The following is a 20,515-nucleotide window of genomic DNA, read 5'->3' on the forward strand; positions in this document are numbered from 1 at the left end:
TTATAGAATTATGCTTTTTTATATAGGGAGGGTAGTAAACAGAGATTTCGACAAAAACGCACCGATTTATCTGAATTTTAAGTTTTGTGTATAAAAGGAGAGAAATAGAATGAGAAGAAAAGCGCCATTTAAAGTGTTATCATCATTAGCAATTGCGGCAATTATCGGATGCACATCTGTAATGAGTACTCCATTAGCATACGCAGAAACGCCAGCAAAAGAGAAAGAAAATGTATCTACAACACCAATTGATTACAATTTAATTCAAGAAGATCGTTTAGCTGAAGCGCTGAAGGAAAGAGGCACAATAAATCCAGCCTCTTCTAAAGAAGAGACGAAAAAGGCTGTAGAAAAGTATATTGAAAAGAAACAAGGTGATCAGGCAAATAAAGAAATTCTTCCAGCGGATACTGCTAAAGAGGCATCTGATTATGTGAAAAAAGTAAAAGACAAGAAAATGGAAGAAAAGGAGAAAGTAAAGAAACCTGAAAAAAATGTGAGTCCTGAGCAAAAGCCAGAACCAAATAAAAAACAATTGAATGGACAAGTTCCAACTTCTAAAGCAAAGCAAGCGCCATATAAAGGGTCTGTTCGAACTGATAAAGTATTAGTATTACTCGTTGAATTTAGTGATTATAAACATAATAATATTGATCAAACGCCAGGGTATATGTATTCGAATGACTTTAGTAGAGAGCATTATCAAAAAATGTTATTTGGTAATGAACCGTACACATTATTTGATGGTTCAAAAGTAAAAACGTTTAAACAATATTATGAAGAGCAGTCTGGCGGAAGTTATACGACAGATGGATATGTAACGGAATGGCTAACTGTTCCAGGAAAAGCGTCTGACTACGGTGCTGATGGTAGTAGTGGTCACGATAATAAAGGACCAAAAGGCGCACGTGATTTAGTGAAAGAAGCTTTACATGCAGCTGCTGAGAAAGGGTTAGATTTATCTCAATTTGACCAATTTGATAGATATGATACAAATGGTGATGGAAATCAAAATGAACCTGACGGTGTAATTGATCATTTAATGGTAATCCATGCTGGTGTTGGTCAAGAAGCTGGTGGCGGTAAATTAGGTGATGATGCAATTTGGTCACATCGTTCAAAGTTAGCAATAGATCCAGTAGCAATTGAAGGTACAAAATCAAATGTAGATTACTTTGGTGGAAAAGTAGCAGCGCATGATTACACAATCGAACCGGAAGATGGAGCAGTAGGTGTATTTGCACATGAATTTGGACATGACCTTGGCTTACCGGATGAATATGACACGAAATATACTGGAACTGGTTCACCTGTTGAAGCTTGGTCATTAATGAGTGGAGGTAGTTGGACAGGGAAAATTGCAGGAACAGAGCCAACTAGTTTCTCACCACAAAATAAAGACTTCTTACAAAAGAATATGGGTGGCAACTGGGCAAAAATTTTAGAAGTAGATTACGATAAAATTAAGCGTGGAGTAGGAATTCCTACATATATCGATCAAAGTGTTACGAAATCCAATCGTCCAGGCGTTATACGTGTTAACTTACCAGGTAAAAGTGTTGAAACGATTAAACCTGAGTTTGGAAAGCATGCATATTATAGTACGAGAGGAGATGATATGCATACAACACTAGAAACACCATTCTTTGATTTAACAAAAGGAACAAGTGCAAAGTTCGATTATAAAGCAAATTATGAGTTAGAAGCAGAGTGTGATTTTGTCGAAGTGCATGCAGTAACAGAAGATGGAACGAAAACATTAATTGATAGACTTGGAGAAAAAATAGTCCAAGGAGATAAAGATACAACAGATGGAAAATGGATGGATAAATCATATGATTTAAGTCAATTTAAAGGAAAAAAAGTGAAACTGCAATTCGATTATATTACAGATCCAGCTGTAACATATAAAGGTTTCGCGATGGATAATGTAAATGTAACTGTTGATGGACAAGTTGTATTTTCTGATGATGCAGAAGGACAATCTAAAATGAATGTAAATGGTTTTGTTGTTTCTGATGGGACAGAGAAGAAAGCTCAGTATTACTACTTAGAGTGGAGAAACTATGCGGGATCAGATAATGGATTAAAAGCAGGAAAAGGCCCTGTGTATAATACAGGTCTTGTCGTTTGGTATGCAGATGATAGCTTTAAAGATAACTGGGTCGGGGTGCATCCAGGTGAAGGATTCCTTGGTGTTGTAGACTCTCATCCAGAAGCACTTGTTGGTAATTTAAACGGGAAACCAGTATACGGTAATACAGGCATGCAAATTGCTGACGCTGCATTTTCATTTGATCAAACACCAGCATGGAGTGCAAATTCATTAACACGTGGACAGTTTAACTATTCTGGATTACAAGGTGTTACAACTTTCGACGATTCAAAAGTATATAGTAACAAACAAATTGCAGATGCAGGAAGAAAAGTTCCAAACCTTGGACTTAAATTCCAAGTTGTTGGACAGGCAGATGATAAATCCGCAGGTGCTATTTGGATTAAACGTTAATAACATAAAAGCACATTCTTCATATGAAGAGTGTGCTTTTTAATTTGTACAGTAAGTTATTATTTTAGCTTATGTAATACAAGTGTCTGTTCACATGTAGTGTATCAAATTATGTGGAGAAAGGAAATATTTCCGAGGAAATTGTCGAAGTATCGTCAGTATTTATAAACTTTTTTTGTAAAAGAAGGAATGTAGTATTGCCTTTACAGTTTAATTTATTTACATTGTTACTTGGCTATACACAAAAGTAATATATTCGGCAAAAAAAGACAATGATGGAATTAACCCATCATTGTCTTTTTTACTTTGCTTTTTGCTTTACTTTTTATTTTGCTTCTTACATAAATCATTCCAGCGAATGTTAATAAGAATGCAGTTCCGATAACGAAGCTGACGCTAGGGGATGCCCCGATTGCACCAACTGTAAAGGATCCAGCAACAACTCCTAATGAGAAGAAAGCATAAAACAATCCGAATGCTTTTCCGCGTTTATCATCTGTCGTATTTTCAACAAGTAATGCATTTATTGATGGGAAAAGGATAGCGAATCCAATGCCATAAATAATCATAACGAAAAAGAGCATACCTTTTGTTGCAAATAATCCAAGTAAAGATAACGCGAATGCCATTACTGCAATCCCAATTAACATTAGTTTTGAACGATTAAAGCGATCGTAAATACGGTTTGTTGGTAGCAAGAAGAAGAGGATAGCGGTAATACCGAATACACTTAACATCATGCCTGTTGTAGATGCTTTAAGTGCCAATGCCTCAACTTTCACTGGTAGCATATACGTGACAATTCCTTGTGAAAACATTAGCGTGAAAGCACCAATATATGCTTGCAATAACGGTTCTGATTTCAATAGTTCAATCATATCTTCTTTGTTCATCATTTGTGTTCTTGAAGTATCTTTTCTTGATACGTTATTTGGTAAGAAGAATAGAGATACGATTGTACCAAGGACCATTAAAATAGAAATGGTAATGAACACCCACTCTATACCAGCAGTAGCTTTCATAATCCCACTGAAAGCGGGTCCTACAATTGCCGCTGTTCCAACAGCAGCACCAGATAGAGCCATTGCCTTACCTTGTCTTGCTGAATTTGTTTGTTTTGATAAAAACGTAAAGGCAGCAGGAATTAAAAATCCGTCACTAAAGCCGTGCATAAAGCGCACAACTAATAGTTGTTCACCACTTTGAACAACGGTGTATAACAAGACTATGAAACTCGTAAGTCCCATGCTTATATAAAGTATTTTTTTTGCACCAAATTTATCGACGGCAGCGCCAGCAATAATATTACCGATCATATTAGCGAATGAGTACATACCGACAACTAGCCCAATAATAAGAGGAGATCCTCCAAGACTTTGAGCGAATGTACTCATAATAGGCAATTGTGAAAATGTATCTAGAAACGCTACGATAACAATAAAGTAAATGAAATATTTCAAGCGATATTCACCTCTCCTATGCTATTATGGCATAATGCTAATTTCAACCGCAATGAAATTAGCATTAACAGATGTGGGAAAAAGTACAAAGTGACAAAATATTGAACGTTATTTGTTAAAATTTAGTGGAAATGATATTGTTTTTTTGAAATATATGGATGGAAGTATTATAATAGATTTGTAAACTTCACCAGGTTAAGTATATACGTAGAGAGGGATGTATAAAATGAAAGCACTACTTTGGCATGATCAACGTGATGTACGAGTAGAAGAAGTACCAGAACCAACTGTAAGACCAGGAGCAGTTAAGATTAAAGTGAAATGGTGTGGTATCTGCGGAACAGACTTGCATGAATATTTAGCAGGACCTATTTTTATTCCAACAGAAGAGCACCCATTAACACACGTAAAAGCACCGGTTATTTTAGGTCATGAGTTTAGTGGTGAGGTAGTTGAAATCGGTGAAGGCGTTACTTCTCATAAGGTGGGAGATCGCGTCGTTGTAGAACCAATTTATTCTTGTGGTAAATGTGAGGCTTGTAAACATGGACATTACAATGTTTGTGAACAACTTGTTTTCCACGGTCTTGGCGGAGAAGGCGGCGGTTTCTCTGAATATACAGTAGTACCAGAAGATATGGTTCACCATATTCCTGATGAAATGACGTATGAACAAGGTGCGCTTGTAGAACCAGCAGCAGTAGCAGTTCATGCAGTACGTCAAAGTAAATTAAAAGAAGGAGAAGCAGTAGCAGTATTTGGTTGTGGTCCAATTGGACTTCTTGTCATTCAAGCAGCTAAAGCAGCAGGAGCAACTCCTGTTATTGCAGTAGAACTTTCTAAAGAACGTCAAGAGTTAGCAAAATTAGCAGGTGCGGATTACGTATTAAATCCAGCTACTCAAGATGTACTAGCAGAAATTCGTAACTTAACAAATGGTTTAGGTGTAAATGTGAGCTTTGAAGTAACAGGTGTTGAAGTAGTACTTCGTCAAGCAATTGAAAGCACAAGCTTTGAAGGACAAACTGTAATTGTTAGTGTATGGGAAAAAGACGCAACAATTACGCCAAACAACCTTGTATTAAAAGAAAAAGAAGTTATCGGTATTCTTGGATACCGTCATATCTTCCCAGCTGTTATTAAATTAATTAGCTCTGGCCAAATTCAAGCAGAGAAATTAATTACGAAGAAAATCACAGTGGATCAAGTTGTTGAAGAAGGATTTGAAGCACTTGTAAAAGATAAAACACAAGTGAAAATTCTTGTTTCACCTAAATAATAGAGAGTAGTAAAAAGTAGCCCTTTTCTAGAAATAGAAGAGGGCTACTTTTTTTCTATACAGAAAGGTGATAGACTTTCCTTTAACTACAGGTATTTTGTTTGGAAGGGGAAGTCTAATGCTTTCATTTATGTTGACATTGAAACGGATGTTAAAAGCTTGTTTACGAGCGTGGAAAGATAAAGAATTTCAAGTATTATTCGTATTAACATTTCTAACATTAACATCTGGTACAATTTTTTATAGTACAGTTGAAGGGTTACGTCCTGTTGATGCTTTATATTTTAGTGTGGTCACGTTGACGACTGTCGGTGATGGGAATTTTAGCCCGCAAACGGATTTCGGAAAGGTATTTACAATCTTATACATATTTATTGGGATTGGACTAGTATTTGGATTTATTCATAAGTTGGCAGTTAATGTACAACTACCAAGTATATTATCAAGTAGAAAAAAAGAGTAAAGCATGTGGATGTTTTACTCTTTTTTACATTAGTTTAGACAAGTATTTGCAGTAGCTTAACAATACTTTATTACAATATAAGTGCATTCAATCATTATATTCACTATGTATAAAGTTATAATAATATTAAAATCTGTATATTTTAATTTAGTGATAGAAATTTTATGAAAGGTGGGATATTCTAGTCATAGGTTAACCGGACGATATCATAGGATCCTAACAAAAAGTTTACAATAATTCAATTATAAAATGGAGGATTTCAGATGAAAAAGAAAGTACTTGCTTTAGCAGCAGCTATTACATTAGTAGCTCCGTTACAAAGTGTTGCATTTGCTCATGAAAATGATGGGGGAAGTAAAATAAAAATAGTTCACCGCTGGTCTGCTGAAGATAAGCATAAAGAAGGCGTAAACTCTCATTTATGGATTGTAAACCGTGCCATTGATATTATGTCTCGTAATACAACACTTGTAAAACAAGATCGAGTTGCACAATTAAATGAATGGCGTACAGAGCTAGAGAACGGTATTTATGCTGCTGACTATGAAAATCCTTATTATGATAATAGCACATTTGCTTCACATTTCTATGATCCAGACAATGGAAAAACATATATTCCACTTGCAAAGCAGGCAAAAGAAACTGGGGCTAAATATTTTAAATTAGCTGGTGAGTCATACAAAAATAAAGATATGAAACAAGCATTCTTCTATTTAGGATTATCTCTTCATTATTTGGGAGATGTAAACCAACCGATGCATGCGGCAAACTTTACAAATCTTTCATACCCACAAGGATTCCATTCTAAATATGAAAACTTTGTGGATACGATAAAAGATAATTATAAAGTAACGGATGGAAATGGATATTGGAACTGGAAAGGTACAAATCCAGAAGAGTGGATTCATGGAGCGGCAGTAGCAGCGAAACAAGATTACTCTGGAATTGTAAATGATAATACGAAAGATTGGTTTGTAAAAGCAGCTGTATCACAAGAATATGCTGATAAATGGCGCGCTGAAGTTACACCAATGACAGGTAAGCGATTAATGGATGCACAACGTGTTACTGCTGGATACATTCAGCTTTGGTTTGATACGTACGGAAATCGTTAAGTATTTAAGAAAGGTCAAATCTCAGAATAGAGTATTTGGCCTTTTTATTACTAATACATGGAGGTATGAATCGTGAGAAGGAAATTGCTAAAGAGTATACTTAGCGTCGGACTCGGTTTATCGGCTTTATATAGTGGATCCTTGGCTCAGGCAGAAATGTCTACAGATCAAAATAACACTTTGAAAGTGATGACGCATAACGTGTACATGCTATCAACAAACTTATATCCGAACTGGGGACAAACCGAGCGTGCTGATTTAATTGGGGCAGCGAATTATATTAAGAATCAGGATGTAGTTATATTAAATGAAGTGTTTGATAATAGCGCATCAGATCGTTTGTTAGGGAATTTGAAGAAAGAATATCCAAATCAAACAGCGGTATTAGGTCGTAGTAACGGCAATGAATGGGATAAAACGTTAGGTAGCTATTCATCTTCAACTCCTGAAGATGGGGGCGTTGCAATCGTAAGTAAATGGCCAATCGTTGAAAAGATTCAATATGTATTTGCAAACGGATGCGGGCCAGATAATTTATCAAATAAAGGGTTTGTATACACGAAAATTAAGAAAAATGATCGTTTCGTTCATGTAATTGGGACGCATTTGCAGGCTGAAGATAGTATGTGCGGAAAAACTTCACCTGCATCTGTACGTACAAACCAGTTAAAAGAAATTCAAGATTTCATTAAAAATAAGAACATACCAAATGACGAGTACGTCTTATTTGGTGGCGATATGAACGTGAATAAAATAAATGCAGAGAACAATAGTGATTCAGAGTACGCATCCATGTTCAAAACATTGCACGCTTCTATTCCATCTTATATAGGACATACAGCAACTTGGGATGCGACGACAAACAGTATTGCGAAATACAATTATCCAGATGCACCTGCTGAACATTTAGATTATATTATTGCGAGTAAAGATCATGCAAATCCATCATTCGTAGAGAATAAAGTATTACAGCCGAAATCTCCACAGTGGACTGTTACATCATGGCTCAAAAAATATACGTATGATGATTATTCTGATCATTACGAATTGCATAATATCAGCTTTTTAAAGGGCGTAGGTCACGGATTGGTAACGAAAATGATAAATCTTGTTCCATAAACGCTACTACTTCCGCTTGTTTTGACGGATATAAATGACTATATGTATTTAACGTTGTTGACACATCCGAATGTCCTAATCTCTGGGCTACCACAAGTGGACTAACACCTCTATTTATTAAATAAGATGCATGGGAATGTCTAAATTCATGAAGTAGAATTTTGGGTATTCCAGAAGCGACAACATATTTGGCAAAACGTTTATGAAGAGTAGCTGTCGCTATACTTGTGTAAAATTCACCAAATACAATATAATCATTTTTTATCGGTGCTCCTAATGTAGCATGTCCTTTTAATGTTTTCAATAAGTCTATGACAAGAGATGGTAGCATAATAATACGATTTGATGCTTTGGTTTTGGGTTTTGTAATCTGTCTGTTATAGTTGGTTTTATTAATATCAATCGATTTTTCTTCAAAATTAATATCTGCCCATGTTAATGCTAGCAATTCGCCAGTTCTTGCACCGCTATAATAAAGAGTCGTAAAAAAGGCTTGATATAGTAAATCATCTACTACATGAATGAATTGTTTAAACTCATCAAATTCCCAAAAGTTTAATCGTTTATTCGATTCTTTTTCAAAGTTGCCAGCAATTCTCGCAGGATTACTTGTGAGACCATAAAATTTTATTGCGAAATTAAAAATTGAGGACAGTACGGTATGAATCTTTTTCAAATAAACAGCTGAATACTTATGAATAATTTCGTTTTGGTAGATCATGATATGCTTAGCAGTTATATTATTAATTTTTGATTTCCCGAACTTTTCTAGTAAATGATTTTCAAGGATGGCTTTAATGGTGTTAATTGAAGATTGTTTTCTCCTCTGGCAATACCAATCAAAATAACTATTCGCCACTTGAGCAAATGTTAAACTGGAATTTGTTTCTTTTTCAACTAACATTTTAGCTTCCGCTTCACGTGCTTCTTTTTTCGTTTTAAATCCACGACGTTTTACTTGTTTTTGAGTACCATCAAATTGACGGACTCTGACAACAAAAAAATATGTTCCTCGTTCTTTATCTTTGTAGATCACCATAAGAATCCCTCCTGTATATATAAAGATTGATAATTCAATTTATTGAGTAGATTATAACTGGTTTGTTACCAAAAGAAAAGACGCTCAATATAAGTTGAGCGCCTTTCTTCGACTTTAACCACTTTAATTTTAATAACATATTACCTACATGAAAATAAAATTGCCGTTTAAAACAGTATAGCATATTTAAATTTGAAAATACTCAAAAAATAAAAATCCCCACTAATGTTAGTGGGGAGATTGGTTAGGGAAACCAATCGGGATGATACATAAAGTAAGGATAAAATCATATTACCATAATAATGTCGTGACGCATATTGAAAAAGTCGGAGGTTTGTTTATTTTGATATTGTAATGTTTTTTTGGATTGGTTGGGTGTAATTCGTGGGGAATGGCTGGTTTTCACGTTGATTTGAGTGGAATATAATGAATAATAAATCAATATTCATTACGAATTGTAAAATATGTGAACTTGTAGTCGAATACTTTCAAGATTTTTCTTTAAAGTTATATTGAGAAATAAATTTTAGGGTGGAATAGAATATGAGCCCGTGCTAAAATTGGCTCTGTATACAGTATATGGATTTCTGTTGTAATAATAGACAGAATAATCTTAAAAATAAAATAAACAAAAACATAAAAACTCGCAGAGCGTGTGTAAGAGGTGATCCTGACAAAACCTCTTAAATCGTTCATCCTAGCTACCTTAGGACAAACACTTGCATCATACGAGTTCCTCGTCAGTGTAACACACACCTAGTAATTTTAAAATGTGTCCTGAGTTGAGAAAATTAAGGGTGGGGCTTTTTATGTTATCGGATGGAGGGAAGAATACTTTGAAGCCGCTACATGTTGAAATTTGTGAATTAATTGACAATAGCCCAGAGCTAACATATGGGAGTGTTGCTGAGGCTATTGGAGTAAGCCCCCAATATATGTCTAAGTTCAAAAAAAGTGGGACAGTTAGTTTTTGTAGTCTCTTGAAATTGTCGCAAGTATTAACGCTTCCTGATGAAAACTACAAAACTATAATGCGTGACTTTTGCTTGAAAGTTGATACAACAGAACTAATCAAACAAAGCTTTGAGTACGCTTCAATTACTAGGGATACTGAATTGTTAAAACGTTTGATAGGAAAATATCGAAAAGATAAAGGAAGTATTCAGGAGTTTGTGGATGTGTATGAAATATTGTATCAATATATAGTGAATGAGATTGACGGTAGATCACTAATTGATAAATTGTGTGAATTAAGGCAACCAACGGATTGTTGTTTACGAATATTAATCGATATCATGAAATGTTATAATTATTACTTTTCTAAAGATTTTCCAATGATGATTGGATTGGGTAAAGAAGTAGAACAGAGGCTTAAGCAGTTAAGTGGTGGGCGTAAAGATTTTATTCTACATTGCTATTTCCACAAGGTATATGAGGTTCTAGCACCTGTTCATTTAAGATTAAATAATAAAGAATTAACAAGAAGATACGCTACTATCTTAAAAAATTCGAATATTAGCGCAAAGACAGTTTCAGATGCAACGTATTTAATGGGTATGTCTTATTTACTTGAAGATAAGCAAAAATGCTTATCACTACTAAAAGAGAGTTATGAGTTATCTAAAGCGATTGGGGAGGAAATTTTAGAAACTGAAGCATTGTATAACTTAAAATTGGTCGAATTGTATTACGAATCAGAAAAGAATGGATCCGTTATCGCACTAAGAGAAATTGATAAATTCTCATCAGTATTTTATCAGAAAGAAAATGAAGACTTTATTGTGTTATTTAAGGCAATGCAAGACACTTCTAATAAGAGTTTACATAAATGTCTTCAGCAATTTTTTACTCAAGGAAATTATTTTTTTTCCAGTTTGAGTGCAAGAGAATTGTATAAGCGTGGGGAAGATTCTGTTATACTTGAATGGATGATGGACTATAAACCAGAGGTGGGAGTGAATGAATTTGAAGAAGATAATGTTGATATTTTCAATGATGTTGACTTTAATGATAATGCCATTCGTTGCTAATAAAGGATTAGAAGAAAAGGCTTTGGATAAACAGATTAATTATTATATGGATATTAAACCTGGGGGATGAATATGCTGGACCCACTTAATTAACTTCATTAAGTAGGTCTTTTTTATTTGTCAATATATTTTGCTGAAAAAAAGCATTTTGTTTTTTGGCTAGTCTTGAGACATCTATAAGAATTAGTAATAAAATTATAAAAAAGGTGCTAATTTACAATGGGTGATGAGACTATTACTTATAGGAGAGATTAGACAAATGAACAAAATAAATGATAAAAAAATTAAACAGGAAAACACTGAAGACAAAATTAAAAAGATGTTAATGTTAGAACGAATTTTTAGTGAGGATGAAGATTACATACTTGCAGTTAGTAAAATTAAAGCCATGATTAATAATAATTAATCATGGCTTTTTTCGTGTATTTTAAGTAAGTCATCAATTAAATTAAGAATGGTTTGTTTTGTTTCTGATGGCATATTATCAAGACGCTTCATAAGTTGGGCAGTTTCAGAATGGATGTTTTCAGTTTGAAAAGAAGTCTCAGTTTGTAAACCTAATAAATAATCTATTGATACACCTAATACGGTAGCTATTTTATAGGTATTTTCTCTCGAAGGGCTTTTTCTATTGGTTTCGTATAAGGATATTGCAGAGCGATTAACATTTAAAATGTCCGCTAATTCTTGTTGTGAGATATTTTTTTTTGTACGAATAAATTTTATGCGGTCTCCTAATGTTACCATTACTAACACCCTCCGGTTAACTGGATTAAACATTTCTATGATTATAATAACTAAAATAAGTAAATGAAGCAATGCTTTTTTAACAAAACCATTAAAGTACATAAAAAAGGTTTACAGAAAACTTTATTTCGTTGTATGATGTTAACGCAAGTAACTAAGGAGGGTGAAGATGAAAAGATTTGATGGTAAGAAACTGTATTTATTAAGGAAAAATAGAGGATTTTCGCAGAGGGAATTAGGAGAGTTGTTAAATTGTAGTCACTCTTTAGTTAACTTGATGGAAAATGGAAAGCTTCAACCAACAACTGCCAAATTATTAGGTATTTCAAGTATTTTTAAGGTTTCTATAGATGAGTTGTTTATAGATTTTTTTTGATTATTACGTTAACATAAGTAACTATATGTGTGGAATCTAGAAATTTTTTTAAAAGGAGCTGATCCCTATGCACAAAAACTTATTCATCGCTCGAAAAGAGCAACGCATGACACAAGAGAAGGCGGCAGATTTAATTCACATTTCACCGAGAACATATTTTGCTAAGGAACACGGTAAAAGTGATTTCACCCTAAAAGAAGCTCAGAAACTAGCAAAATACTTCAAAACAACAGTGGACGAGCTGTTTGCAAAATAAACAAAAAAGGAGGGCACCCATGAAAAACGGTAAAAGACCAACCAAGAGAGAGAAGATACATATCAATTCATATCAATTCATATAATTTAAATCCTGATAATTGGCTAATCTTTAAGAAAGTAGATGATGAATTACATTTAGTACATCGTCATACGAACTCAATACGAGTCATTCCAAGTGCATAGGGTGGACAAGCATTATTAAAAATGAGGAGGAATTTATATGAATGAATTAACAGTAGCAAACGATCAAATGTCAAATGGACTAGTATTTGAAAACAACGGCGAGGTAGTAACAGACAGTCTAACAATTGCTGAGATGTTTGGCAAGGAGCACAAAAATATAAAACGAGATATCTTAGAAACAATTTCGAAATTAGCCAGTCTACAACATAGTGCTGAAGTGAACGAACTAGGTATTAATTTTAATACGCTCAAATTTGAGCCCATTGAATATCGAGATAACCGCAATCGAATACAAGAAAAATACATTTTAAACTTCGATGCGTTTATGCTCGTAACCATGAGTTATACAACGCAAAAAGCAATTTTGCTAAAGGTAAAATACATCAATGAGTTTAACCGTATGAAAAACCACATCAAAAAACAACAACAAGTTCCTACAGATCCCATGAGTATTCTAAAGCTTACTTTCGAAGCGTTAGAAGGGCAAAAACAAGAACTTCAGCACATCAAATCAGATGTCAAAGACTTACGAGAGAATGCCCCGTTATTCGCAGTAGAATGTGACGAAGTATCCAATGCAGTTAAGCGTCATGGCGTTGCGCTACTAGGTGGTAAACAATCTAATGCGTACCAACATGCAGGAATAAGAGGTAAGGTCTACCGTGATATCTATAATCAGCTATACCGTGAATTCGGAGTAACAAGTCATAAAGCAATTAAACGTGGTCATTTAGCATTAGCAACAAAGATTGTCGGAGAGTACACGTTGCCAATCGTGTTGAGCGAAACAATCAATGTAGTAAACTCTCAAATTAAGTTCTCTGAGATGTAGAACAAGCCGAAAAGGGAAGATAACCATGATGGAAGAAAGTATTGTCTCAGTATGTATCGCTGGATTTAGCATCTGTGGGTTTCTATTTGCTGTTTATGCACTAGATAAACCAATTAAAGAATTTACAAAAGATGTGGAATGAATTTGAGGGGAGAAAGTGTTATGACGTTATCAGTTTTAAAGAAAGATGTACAGAAAAAACAAATACTAGATGAATTCTTGCAGCATTGTGAAAAGAAACAAATAGAAGCAATTCAAAAGAATGACCCATTGTTACTTTGTATTTGGATTAAAGAAGCACGATTGGCCCGGCGGGAGCTTATAGCGCTATACCGTGAGAAAGAAAAATATGATAACCAACTTGAACAGGATCGTAAAAGCATTTTGGGGATTGTAGATTATTTAAGAAGTAGAGGGATTAATGCTTCAGTTGTGAAGAAAGCGCATGGTAGTACCTTGGCAAATTAACAAGAAAAGGAGAAAGAAAAATGAATAATAATCAACAGAACCAAACAACAGCCCCTGCGGTAACAGAGGCTGGAAATCAAGAAAAAGTAATGCTTGGAATTATTAATGTATTTATCGAAAGTGGTTGGACTTTCAAAAAAGCTATAGATTTCTTACCGGAGATTGAATTAGTTCTTAATGAAATGAGCGTTAGTCGTCGCGTGACTAAAGATTAAAAGGGTAATTCGTCATCAGAAATATCAGATGTTAATTCTGAATTTTCGACTTTATTAGGAACATAAGGTTTACGTCGATGTTTCCAGTGACTTTCTTTATCGACGGTGCTTATAAATCTATATTTATGGGCTTCTTCAGGAATTGCTTTTTCTGTGCCAACAATAGAAACACTCCAGCACTGTTGATATTCACCAGTCTTATAAAGTGTATCAATTGTATCCATATAAGCTTCACTAAAATCTCGTAGTGATTTAACAGCGCCCGGCGGTAGTGGTTGATTGCAGTTTTGACATTGAATAGCGACCTTATTGTATAGGTTTTCAAAAGCTATTTAAAATTTTTCGCCACATGAATGGCAGTGAAATTTAAGCATATTTAATTCTCCTTTCAATCTTATAAATTCGACAAAAAGGAGAAAAATCCTACAAAATTCTCTAATTCCAATTCAGAAATGGTGGTAAAAAATGACAGATGAAGAATTATTTGAAGAAAAGAAATATTTAGTAATTGCAGCAATCAAGCAACAATTTGGAAGTATCGCAAGAGCTGGGCAGATTGCAGAAATGAACAATATGGATTTAGATGATTTAATACAAGTTGGCCATCTGTATTTATGGGAGCATTGTGTGAGTTATGATCCAGACAGAGTAGATACATTCAATGCATACGTGATGAAAGGCATGAAATGGGCAATGAGTGATGAGCTTCACTTGAAAGGGACGCCTTTTAAGATAAGCAGACGAGTTGGTCATGAGGAACGGAATAAAATGAATATTCATTCGATTGATTTGCATCGAGATGAGGAAACAGTAAAAGAATTTTATGCAGTATCTCCTATTGATGTGGAAAAAGAAGCGATATTATCCATTGAATTTGAAGAAGTGACGAGTGTACTTGAAGAACAAGAAAAGTCAATTATTCTGCACGTCGGTGAAGGGTATACCACAGAAGAAATAGCTAGAAAATTAGAGATGAAAAAATCTACTGTTCAAACAAGAAAGACACGGGCATTTTTAAAGATGAATCCAGATTATAAGCCAATAAAACAAAAATCCTTTTTCTTGGGGAAAAGAATGATAAAGAGAAACCACCAGTTGGGGCTGGTGATCTAATAGAAACACATGTGGTGTCATCATAACACATGTTGCGTACGAGATGCAAAAAAAGACCTGTTATAGCAGGTCAAAAGTCAGGGTATTTCGTGAAAGAATATAACTTATTCATCATTCTAACAGGAAAAAGTGAATGATAAAAGATTGAAAATAAAAAATATTAAATCTTTCTTGTTGAGAAATATCAAATACCCTAGCAGTAAAGATATATTGAAAAAATGTTAGATAGAGAAGGGTGACGTGGATGAATACCAATGTAATAAAAGTCGCAAGAATAAACCTTCAAGGTAACACTTTAGACCAAGGTTGGTTTAAGTACCTTACTTTAGAAAATGGCAAACCATATATGGTTGCGATTACAATACTTAGCGAAATTTTTTATTGGTATAAACCAACTGAAATAAAGGATGAAAGAACGAATGAAATCCAGTATAAACAAAAATTTAAAGCAGACAAACTTCAAAAAAGTTATCAACAATTGGCTGATTCATTCGGTTTTACCAAAAGACAAGTAATAGAAGCGTGCAAATACTTAGTGAAAAGAGAGTTAATCGCAATTGAATTTCGTACGATTATAGTTAACGGAATAAAGCATAACAACGTAATGTATGTAGAACCAATTGTGAAGAACATCGAAAAAATTTCTATTTTATATCAAGACCCTATCACATCAGAAAGTGACACCCTCCCACATTCTAATGAGAGAGGCTCCCACACTAAAACGGAGGAGGCTCCTACATTGAAACGTGGGACAAATACAAAGATTACTACAGAGAATACTACAGAGATTACTACAAATAAAAAGACTTCTTGTCACAAGTTTGAAACTTGCGACATGGAGCATGCCAAATTGTTATTCCAGTTAATTTTAGAAACTAACCCAGAACATAAAGAACCGAACTTCGAGAAGTGGGCCAATGAATTCCGCTTAATTCGCGAAAGAGACAAGAAAACAAATCAACAAATTGTGTATCTCTTGGAATGGTCTCAGGGTCATTCCTTCTGGAAAAAGAATATATTGTCACCTAGTAAGTTGAGAAAGCAATGGGACAGGCTAGTGATTGAAGCCAAAGAAGAACACGAGGTGAAGAAAAATGAGCAGATTCGCAAGCATAGCGGAAGTCATGGCAGATTTGCAAAAGAGGGCTATGAAAAACTGCCAGAGCCAACAAGAAAGTGGAGAGAACTTACTGACGAAGAACGGGCAGCATCACAAAAAGAATATGAAAATAACGTTGAATGGCTCGGAGAAGATGCCTGATGATACCTGTGCATTATGTAGTGGAACGGGAATGATCTTAGATGGATGGACAGGGAGGATGTGCGATTGCCAAAAGAAAAAATCTGAAATGGCAAGATTAAAAAACGCAATGATTCCAGAAGAGTTTGAAGAAGCGCGATTCAAAAATTATATACGCAATACAGATATGCAAAAGAAGATGTTTAACAGCATGATGGAATACTTAAAGAAATTCAATGAAATCAGAAGTACGACACGCAATAGTTTTGGATATATCGCTACATATGGCGAAGCAAGATTAAAATCCTTATCCATCAATGAACGGGTTGAAAAAATGAAGCTTCATAACAATTATGGATTAGGAAAAACACATCTCCAGATAGCAGCTGCTAGGTGGGTGATACAAAATATTCAAACTGTAAATAAAGAGATTGTAAATGCACAGCCGAGAGGGTGCAGAGTAGTTTGTATAAGTGATGTCACTTTTATGACAGAGATTATGTCAGCAAAGCGTGATGATAAAAAGGAGTACTTTGAAAAGCTCCATACAGTCGTAGAGTATGCGGATGTGCTGGTTTGGGATGATCTAGGTAAGAGTAAACATACAGAATCCCGTGAAGAAATGTATTACGAAATCATTAATGAGCGATATAAGCGTAAAGCGCCCATTATTTTCAGTTCGAATGAAGATGAATATACCTTACCTGAAAAAATCGGCTTTGCAGCTGCTGATAGATTGCTAGGGATGGCAAAAGATTATTTGATTGAAGTCGAGGGAGAAAGCTATAGACGGTAAAAGAGAGAAATGAATCATTTTGCGGGAATGGAGTTGAGAGCATGGAACAATTAACTTTTGAAGACATCGTAGGAAACATGGACTATACAGCACATAGTACGGCTGCGAAGTTTCTCTCTAATCATTCAGTAACACCAACTTATGCAGTAGAATTTTATGATCGAGATAAAAAGCAGAAGTTACGTTGGTTTGAAGTCAATACAGAGAGTGAAGCAAAAGAAAAGGCAGAAGAAAAATATGGGGGAATTCAAATTATAAAAGTATATGTGTCCAATCGAACGTTGAAAGAAATTATGGAGTTGGACTAAGGGTATTTTTATCAAGGGAGCGCAGGAATTGCCTAAAATGGACAAGCCAATGCAAAGGAGAACAGGCATAGATGAAAAGAGAAATAGAAATGAAAACAAACGGCATCTACATTGTGGTGGATGGGAAAATCAACTTTGAAGAAGCCCCAAAGAGCGGATATGGACAGCAAGTCTTATATTGGGTAAAGGGAAAAGTGTCTCATACACAAACAACGATTACGAATAAGTTCAAATAAAATTTGAATTTTGTAGAAAAGGAGAATGAGAGATGGAAACAATTATTAAAGGGTTTCTTGAAGATTATGATGGGTTGATTGTTCTCAGTGACATTAGAAATTTCAAAGATGAAAAAGAATTTGTTGAACAAGCTGAAAAATATATCTTAGAAAATAGAGGTCATCGTATACCGGTTCTCACTCCGCAAGTAACGGATATTATTGTTGGAGATGAAGAGTGGAAACCAGGAGATGATCCAGATATCGAAGGCGAAAGAATTACAGTATATTGTTCGGATTTAGATTGGGAGAACTCACAAGAAAACTGAACAAAAGCGTTATTTGAAAGTAAATAAAAAAGAGCATACATATAAGTGTGCTTTTAGCCTAAAAGGTGTGAACGTATGGACTGGAATGCCCCACACAATAATTTGTCTCATTAAAAGGTGAAAAGATTTTTATAAAAACGCTATTTGGCGTGTAAATGGAAGAGAACTTCGGAAAGTGCCCTTTTGTAACAACTATGCACTCCAAAAAGAAAGGATGCAATATATCATATGAATTTATGTTTGTTTAATTGTGTGTCTTTTGTATAAAAATTTCATTTTTTAGAAAGACAAGAATCTTCATTTTCAGAACTTGAGCATAGTTTTATCGAGAATCCACTTTCCTTCAATTTTTTTAGCAGGTAATTTGCCGGCAACGCACATATTTCTTACTGTTTGAGAGGAACGTCCTAAAAATTTAGCAGCTTCCTCCACACCTATGATGTTTTTAAGTGAAGTAAAAGAATCGTATGAAGTATTACTATTTTCCTCAGGGATTGTATTTATATAAGGTTCAAAAAAAGTTTCACCAGGTGCCATAATCCAAACTGAAGGCCATGTATTATCAGATCCAGAAATAGACTTTAAAGCTAATATGGCAGCTTCTAATGTTTTATGATAACTGAGTATAGAAGTATAATTTCCAACCAACATGTAAAAATCAGTATTGTTAGTGAAAATCTTTTGTTGTTTAAAGTCGTGCATTATCGATAACTCCTTTTTCAAAGGGATTGTATTTCTTATGTTTGCTAAAAAAATGTGGTTTATTCCAATCAAAGTTGAGCAAGTTTTAAAAACCATAAAGTGAAAGCTAATTTGATTAAATCATAGGGTAATAAAAGAGCGTTGGAATTATATTTAAGAGGAATAATCTTATAAATATTCCATATAACCATTATGGAAATTGGAACTATATATTAACCATTAAAAAATAACTTGGTAAGAAATCGCAAAAATAAAACGAGCACTTGTGCCAGAGTGCCCGCTTATGAAACCTTAAACCATTTATCCATGTTTATGTGTGTGAGTCATGAACATAGAATAGTTGGGCAAGTAAGGATTCAAGATAGTATATGTACGTTCAATAAAATGGTTCGTTAAACCAAAAAAGAAGCAGGTAGCAAAAGCTAACTGCTTAAACAAAAGGATGACTGAAATGACAAAAAATTCAATTTAAGGAGGTATTTACAGCATGCACATGAATGCGTTTTTTTATACAAGGAAACCAGAAAAAATGGTTTTTAAAACCAAATAAAGCGAGTTGGTAATAAAAAAAGATAGATGGATAGAAAATAAGAGGTCAAAAATGAAAAATAAACCTGTTTAAGAAGGTATTGGCGAGCTACTGAATGAGTTGGAAATTATGAATTGTTAGGTGTGACTGTATTGGATTCAGTAGAAATAGATGGTTGTGTGAATTAATGTACGGCACAGTGATTTTATAATTTAAAATCCGAACAAAATAATCCTTTTAATAGATAGTGAGGTTAGCAGAATGAAACCTTTGAAGAAAAGAAAAATTAGAAAAGCAATTGCTCGTCGTACAAAAGAAGTGGAAAAGCATAAAGTCAATAAAGCTTGGAGAAACATTTTTGTACAAGCTGGTATTTTAAAGTGAACGCAAACAGAATACAGTCCGGCTAGAAAACTAGAGGACACCAATTCATTAAAACAGCAATTAAAGCTGTTTTAGGAATAGGTGTCCTTTTTATTTTGAAAAGGGAGATGGGGAAATGAAGGTATTAAAGGATCAGCTACGTGAATGGAAAAAGCAATCGAATCAAGCAAAAAAGAAAACTAAGAAAAAACGAAAAGAGAAATTAAGTACTCGCGACATTGAAGATTTAATGGGGATGCATAGACCTTGTTACGAGCGTAGACGTGGAGCAATAAGACAAAAGTAATCTAAAAATAAAAAGGAGTGGTCTTATATGACTGAACAATTATCATTTTTACCAAAAATCGATAGAGTAGCAACACAAGAGAAATTAGAGCGGATTCTGGAAAGTGTACGTATATATAAGCAATTTGGAATGATGCGTAAGGAAATGAAAGTCACTCCTTCTTATGAAATACGTGAGCATGGTCCTACACATGCAGTTGGCAACCCATTAGAGGATGTAGCAATCTCTAATATTCAACAAAGCAAACGTGAAGAATGGTTAGAGAAAATGGCATTTCGAGTGGAACAAGCATTAAGTCGATTTGGAAACAGTACAGCTGGAAAAAACCAGAGGGACATTATAGTTAAACGATATTTAGAAGACGAAGATGTATGCGATTATATGGTGTATAACGAAATTGGCATGAGTGAGCGTACGTATCGACGTGTGAAAGCAAGGGCATTCTATATAAGTCCCGTTTGATGTTTTAACAACCTTTAAAATTGTCTATACTGCTTACCATACCAATAAGTAAAGGGGC

At 34.4% G+C, this 20,515-nt stretch carries 26 protein-coding genes and 1 pseudogene; 22 read left to right on the forward strand and 5 right to left on the reverse strand.

Going from position 1 to position 20,515, the window contains the following annotated elements; all coding sequences use genetic code 11:
• The first annotated feature begins 109 nt into the window (after positions 1-109).
• Positions 110-2,509, forward strand: coding sequence for a M6 family metalloprotease immune inhibitor InhA2 (gene inhA2 / locus PDL00_RS23020; protein WP_270731267.1), 2,400 nt, complete (start codon positions 110-112; stop codon positions 2,507-2,509).
• Between the two features lie 281 nt (positions 2,510-2,790).
• Here the strand turns inward: inhA2 and PDL00_RS23025 are convergent, their stop codons facing one another.
• Complete coding sequence (locus tag PDL00_RS23025) at positions 2,791-3,969, reverse strand: MFS transporter (protein WP_270731268.1); 1,179 nt, start codon at positions 3,967-3,969, stop codon at positions 2,791-2,793.
• A 226-nt stretch (positions 3,970-4,195) separates the two neighbouring features.
• On the opposite strand from PDL00_RS23025, the gene bdhA reads away from it, so the two are divergent.
• The 4 genes from bdhA (at position 4,196) to sph (ending at position 7,945) form a co-directional block, all read left to right on the forward strand.
• A complete protein-coding gene (gene bdhA / locus PDL00_RS23030; protein WP_242257236.1) occupies positions 4,196-5,248 on the forward strand; it encodes a (R,R)-butanediol dehydrogenase in 1,053 nt (350 codons plus the stop codon).
• Positions 5,249-5,366: 118 nt separating this feature from the next.
• Complete coding sequence (locus tag PDL00_RS23035) at positions 5,367-5,711, forward strand: potassium channel family protein (protein ID WP_270731269.1); 345 nt, start codon at positions 5,367-5,369, stop codon at positions 5,709-5,711.
• Positions 5,712-5,974: 263 nt separating this feature from the next.
• On the forward strand, positions 5,975-6,826 hold the full coding sequence (gene cerA, locus PDL00_RS23040; protein WP_097817876.1) for a phospholipase CerA: 852 nt from the start codon (positions 5,975-5,977) through the stop codon (positions 6,824-6,826).
• Positions 6,827-6,898: 72 nt separating this feature from the next.
• Entirely contained in the window at positions 6,899-7,945 is a 1,047-nt protein-coding gene (gene sph / locus PDL00_RS23045; RefSeq protein ID WP_442868345.1) for a sphingomyelinase C, read from the forward strand.
• On the opposite strand, the gene PDL00_RS23050 is transcribed toward sph, so the two are convergent.
• Positions 7,884-8,984 carry a tyrosine-type recombinase/integrase gene (locus PDL00_RS23050; protein ID WP_270731270.1) on the reverse strand — a complete coding sequence of 367 codons (1,101 nt, stop codon included), beginning with the start codon at positions 8,982-8,984 and terminating at the stop codon, positions 7,884-7,886. The two genes, sph and PDL00_RS23050, sit on opposite strands and share 62 nt — an antisense overlap.
• 809 nt (positions 8,985-9,793) lie before the next feature.
• On the opposite strand from PDL00_RS23050, the gene PDL00_RS23055 reads away from it, so the two are divergent.
• Together PDL00_RS23055 and PDL00_RS23060 are read left to right on the forward strand one after the other, a co-directional pair.
• Positions 9,794-11,014 (forward strand): AimR family lysis-lysogeny pheromone receptor, encoded by a 1,221-nt coding sequence (locus PDL00_RS23055; RefSeq protein WP_270731271.1) that lies wholly within the window; start codon positions 9,794-9,796, stop codon positions 11,012-11,014.
• Positions 11,015-11,273: 259 nt separating this feature from the next.
• Entirely contained in the window at positions 11,274-11,420 is a 147-nt protein-coding gene (locus PDL00_RS23060) for a hypothetical protein (RefSeq protein ID WP_219300157.1), read from the forward strand.
• On the opposite strand, the gene PDL00_RS23065 is transcribed toward PDL00_RS23060, so the two are convergent.
• Complete coding sequence (locus tag PDL00_RS23065) at positions 11,417-11,761, reverse strand: helix-turn-helix domain-containing protein (protein WP_029439677.1); 345 nt, start codon at positions 11,759-11,761, stop codon at positions 11,417-11,419. The genes PDL00_RS23060 and PDL00_RS23065 overlap by 4 nt on opposite strands.
• 169 nt (positions 11,762-11,930) lie before the next feature.
• Between PDL00_RS23065 and PDL00_RS23070 the strand changes: the two genes are divergently transcribed.
• From PDL00_RS23070 to PDL00_RS23090, 6 genes and pseudogenes are all read left to right on the forward strand, one after another.
• Positions 11,931-12,137, forward strand: a complete 207-nt coding sequence (locus tag PDL00_RS23070; RefSeq protein WP_000819158.1) for a helix-turn-helix domain-containing protein — start codon at positions 11,931-11,933, stop codon at positions 12,135-12,137.
• A 67-nt stretch (positions 12,138-12,204) separates the two neighbouring features.
• Positions 12,205-12,393, forward strand: coding sequence for a helix-turn-helix transcriptional regulator (locus PDL00_RS23075; protein WP_029439676.1), 189 nt, complete (start codon positions 12,205-12,207; stop codon positions 12,391-12,393).
• A 19-nt stretch (positions 12,394-12,412) separates the two neighbouring features.
• A pseudogene (locus PDL00_RS34920) lies at positions 12,413-12,578 on the forward strand (DUF6906 family protein).
• Between the two features lie 37 nt (positions 12,579-12,615).
• The gene (locus PDL00_RS23080; protein WP_270731276.1) at positions 12,616-13,410 is read left to right on the forward strand and encodes a Rha family transcriptional regulator; all 795 of its coding nucleotides are present in this window, start codon (positions 12,616-12,618) and stop codon (positions 13,408-13,410) included.
• A gap of 162 nt (positions 13,411-13,572) precedes the next feature.
• On the forward strand, positions 13,573-13,878 hold the full coding sequence (locus PDL00_RS23085) for a hypothetical protein (RefSeq protein WP_270731278.1): 306 nt from the start codon (positions 13,573-13,575) through the stop codon (positions 13,876-13,878).
• 20 nt (positions 13,879-13,898) lie between these two features.
• Positions 13,899-14,093, forward strand: coding sequence for a hypothetical protein (locus PDL00_RS23090; protein WP_270731280.1), 195 nt, complete (start codon positions 13,899-13,901; stop codon positions 14,091-14,093).
• Here the strand turns inward: PDL00_RS23090 and PDL00_RS23095 are convergent.
• On the reverse strand, positions 14,090-14,317 hold the full coding sequence (locus PDL00_RS23095) for a hypothetical protein (RefSeq protein ID WP_270731282.1): 228 nt from the start codon (positions 14,315-14,317) through the stop codon (positions 14,090-14,092). The genes PDL00_RS23090 and PDL00_RS23095 overlap by 4 nt on opposite strands.
• Before the next feature lie 241 nt (positions 14,318-14,558).
• Between PDL00_RS23095 and PDL00_RS23100 the strand changes: the two genes are divergently transcribed.
• The 6 genes from PDL00_RS23100 to PDL00_RS23125 all read left to right on the forward strand — a co-directional run bounded on the left by PDL00_RS23100 (position 14,559) and on the right by PDL00_RS23125 (position 18,094).
• Positions 14,559-15,206: a sigma-70 family RNA polymerase sigma factor gene (locus PDL00_RS23100; protein ID WP_270731284.1), complete on the forward strand. Its 648-nt coding sequence runs from the start codon at positions 14,559-14,561 to the stop codon at positions 15,204-15,206.
• A gap of 244 nt (positions 15,207-15,450) precedes the next feature.
• Positions 15,451-16,467 (forward strand): DNA replication protein DnaD, encoded by a 1,017-nt coding sequence (locus tag PDL00_RS23105; protein ID WP_270731286.1) that lies wholly within the window; start codon positions 15,451-15,453, stop codon positions 16,465-16,467.
• Complete coding sequence (locus PDL00_RS23110) at positions 16,430-17,242, forward strand: ATP-binding protein (RefSeq protein ID WP_270731288.1); 813 nt, start codon at positions 16,430-16,432, stop codon at positions 17,240-17,242. The genes PDL00_RS23105 and PDL00_RS23110 overlap by 38 nt, the downstream gene beginning before the upstream one ends.
• A 41-nt stretch (positions 17,243-17,283) precedes the next feature.
• Positions 17,284-17,550 carry a hypothetical protein gene (locus PDL00_RS23115; protein ID WP_270731290.1) on the forward strand — a complete coding sequence of 89 codons (267 nt, stop codon included), beginning with the start codon at positions 17,284-17,286 and terminating at the stop codon, positions 17,548-17,550.
• Positions 17,551-17,621: 71 nt separating this feature from the next.
• Positions 17,622-17,786 carry a DUF3954 domain-containing protein gene (locus PDL00_RS23120; protein ID WP_270731292.1) on the forward strand — a complete coding sequence of 55 codons (165 nt, stop codon included), beginning with the start codon at positions 17,622-17,624 and terminating at the stop codon, positions 17,784-17,786.
• 32 nt (positions 17,787-17,818) lie between these two features.
• Entirely contained in the window at positions 17,819-18,094 is a 276-nt protein-coding gene (locus tag PDL00_RS23125; protein WP_270731294.1) for a hypothetical protein, read from the forward strand.
• Positions 18,095-18,397: 303 nt separating this feature from the next.
• On the opposite strand, the gene PDL00_RS23130 is transcribed toward PDL00_RS23125, so the two are convergent.
• Positions 18,398-18,796, reverse strand: a complete 399-nt coding sequence (locus tag PDL00_RS23130) for a helix-turn-helix domain-containing protein (protein WP_270731296.1) — start codon at positions 18,794-18,796, stop codon at positions 18,398-18,400.
• Positions 18,797-19,586: 790 nt separating this feature from the next.
• On the opposite strand from PDL00_RS23130, the gene PDL00_RS23135 reads away from it, so the two are divergent.
• The 3 genes from PDL00_RS23135 (at position 19,587) to PDL00_RS23145 (ending at position 20,457) form a co-directional block, all read left to right on the forward strand.
• The gene (locus PDL00_RS23135; protein WP_098112003.1) at positions 19,587-19,709 is read left to right on the forward strand and encodes a DUF3983 domain-containing protein; all 123 of its coding nucleotides are present in this window, start codon (positions 19,587-19,589) and stop codon (positions 19,707-19,709) included.
• Positions 19,710-19,824: 115 nt separating this feature from the next.
• On the forward strand, positions 19,825-19,995 hold the full coding sequence (locus PDL00_RS23140) for a hypothetical protein (protein WP_098618395.1): 171 nt from the start codon (positions 19,825-19,827) through the stop codon (positions 19,993-19,995).
• A 27-nt stretch (positions 19,996-20,022) separates the two neighbouring features.
• A complete protein-coding gene (locus tag PDL00_RS23145) occupies positions 20,023-20,457 on the forward strand; it encodes an ArpU family phage packaging/lysis transcriptional regulator (protein ID WP_270731301.1) in 435 nt (144 codons plus the stop codon).
• The last annotated feature ends 58 nt before the right edge of the window (positions 20,458-20,515 follow it).

The sequence above is a fragment of the Bacillus cereus group sp. TH152-1LC genome (assembly GCF_027710505.1).
Classification (GTDB): Bacteria; Bacillota; Bacilli; order Bacillales; family Bacillaceae_G; genus Bacillus_A; species Bacillus_A mobilis.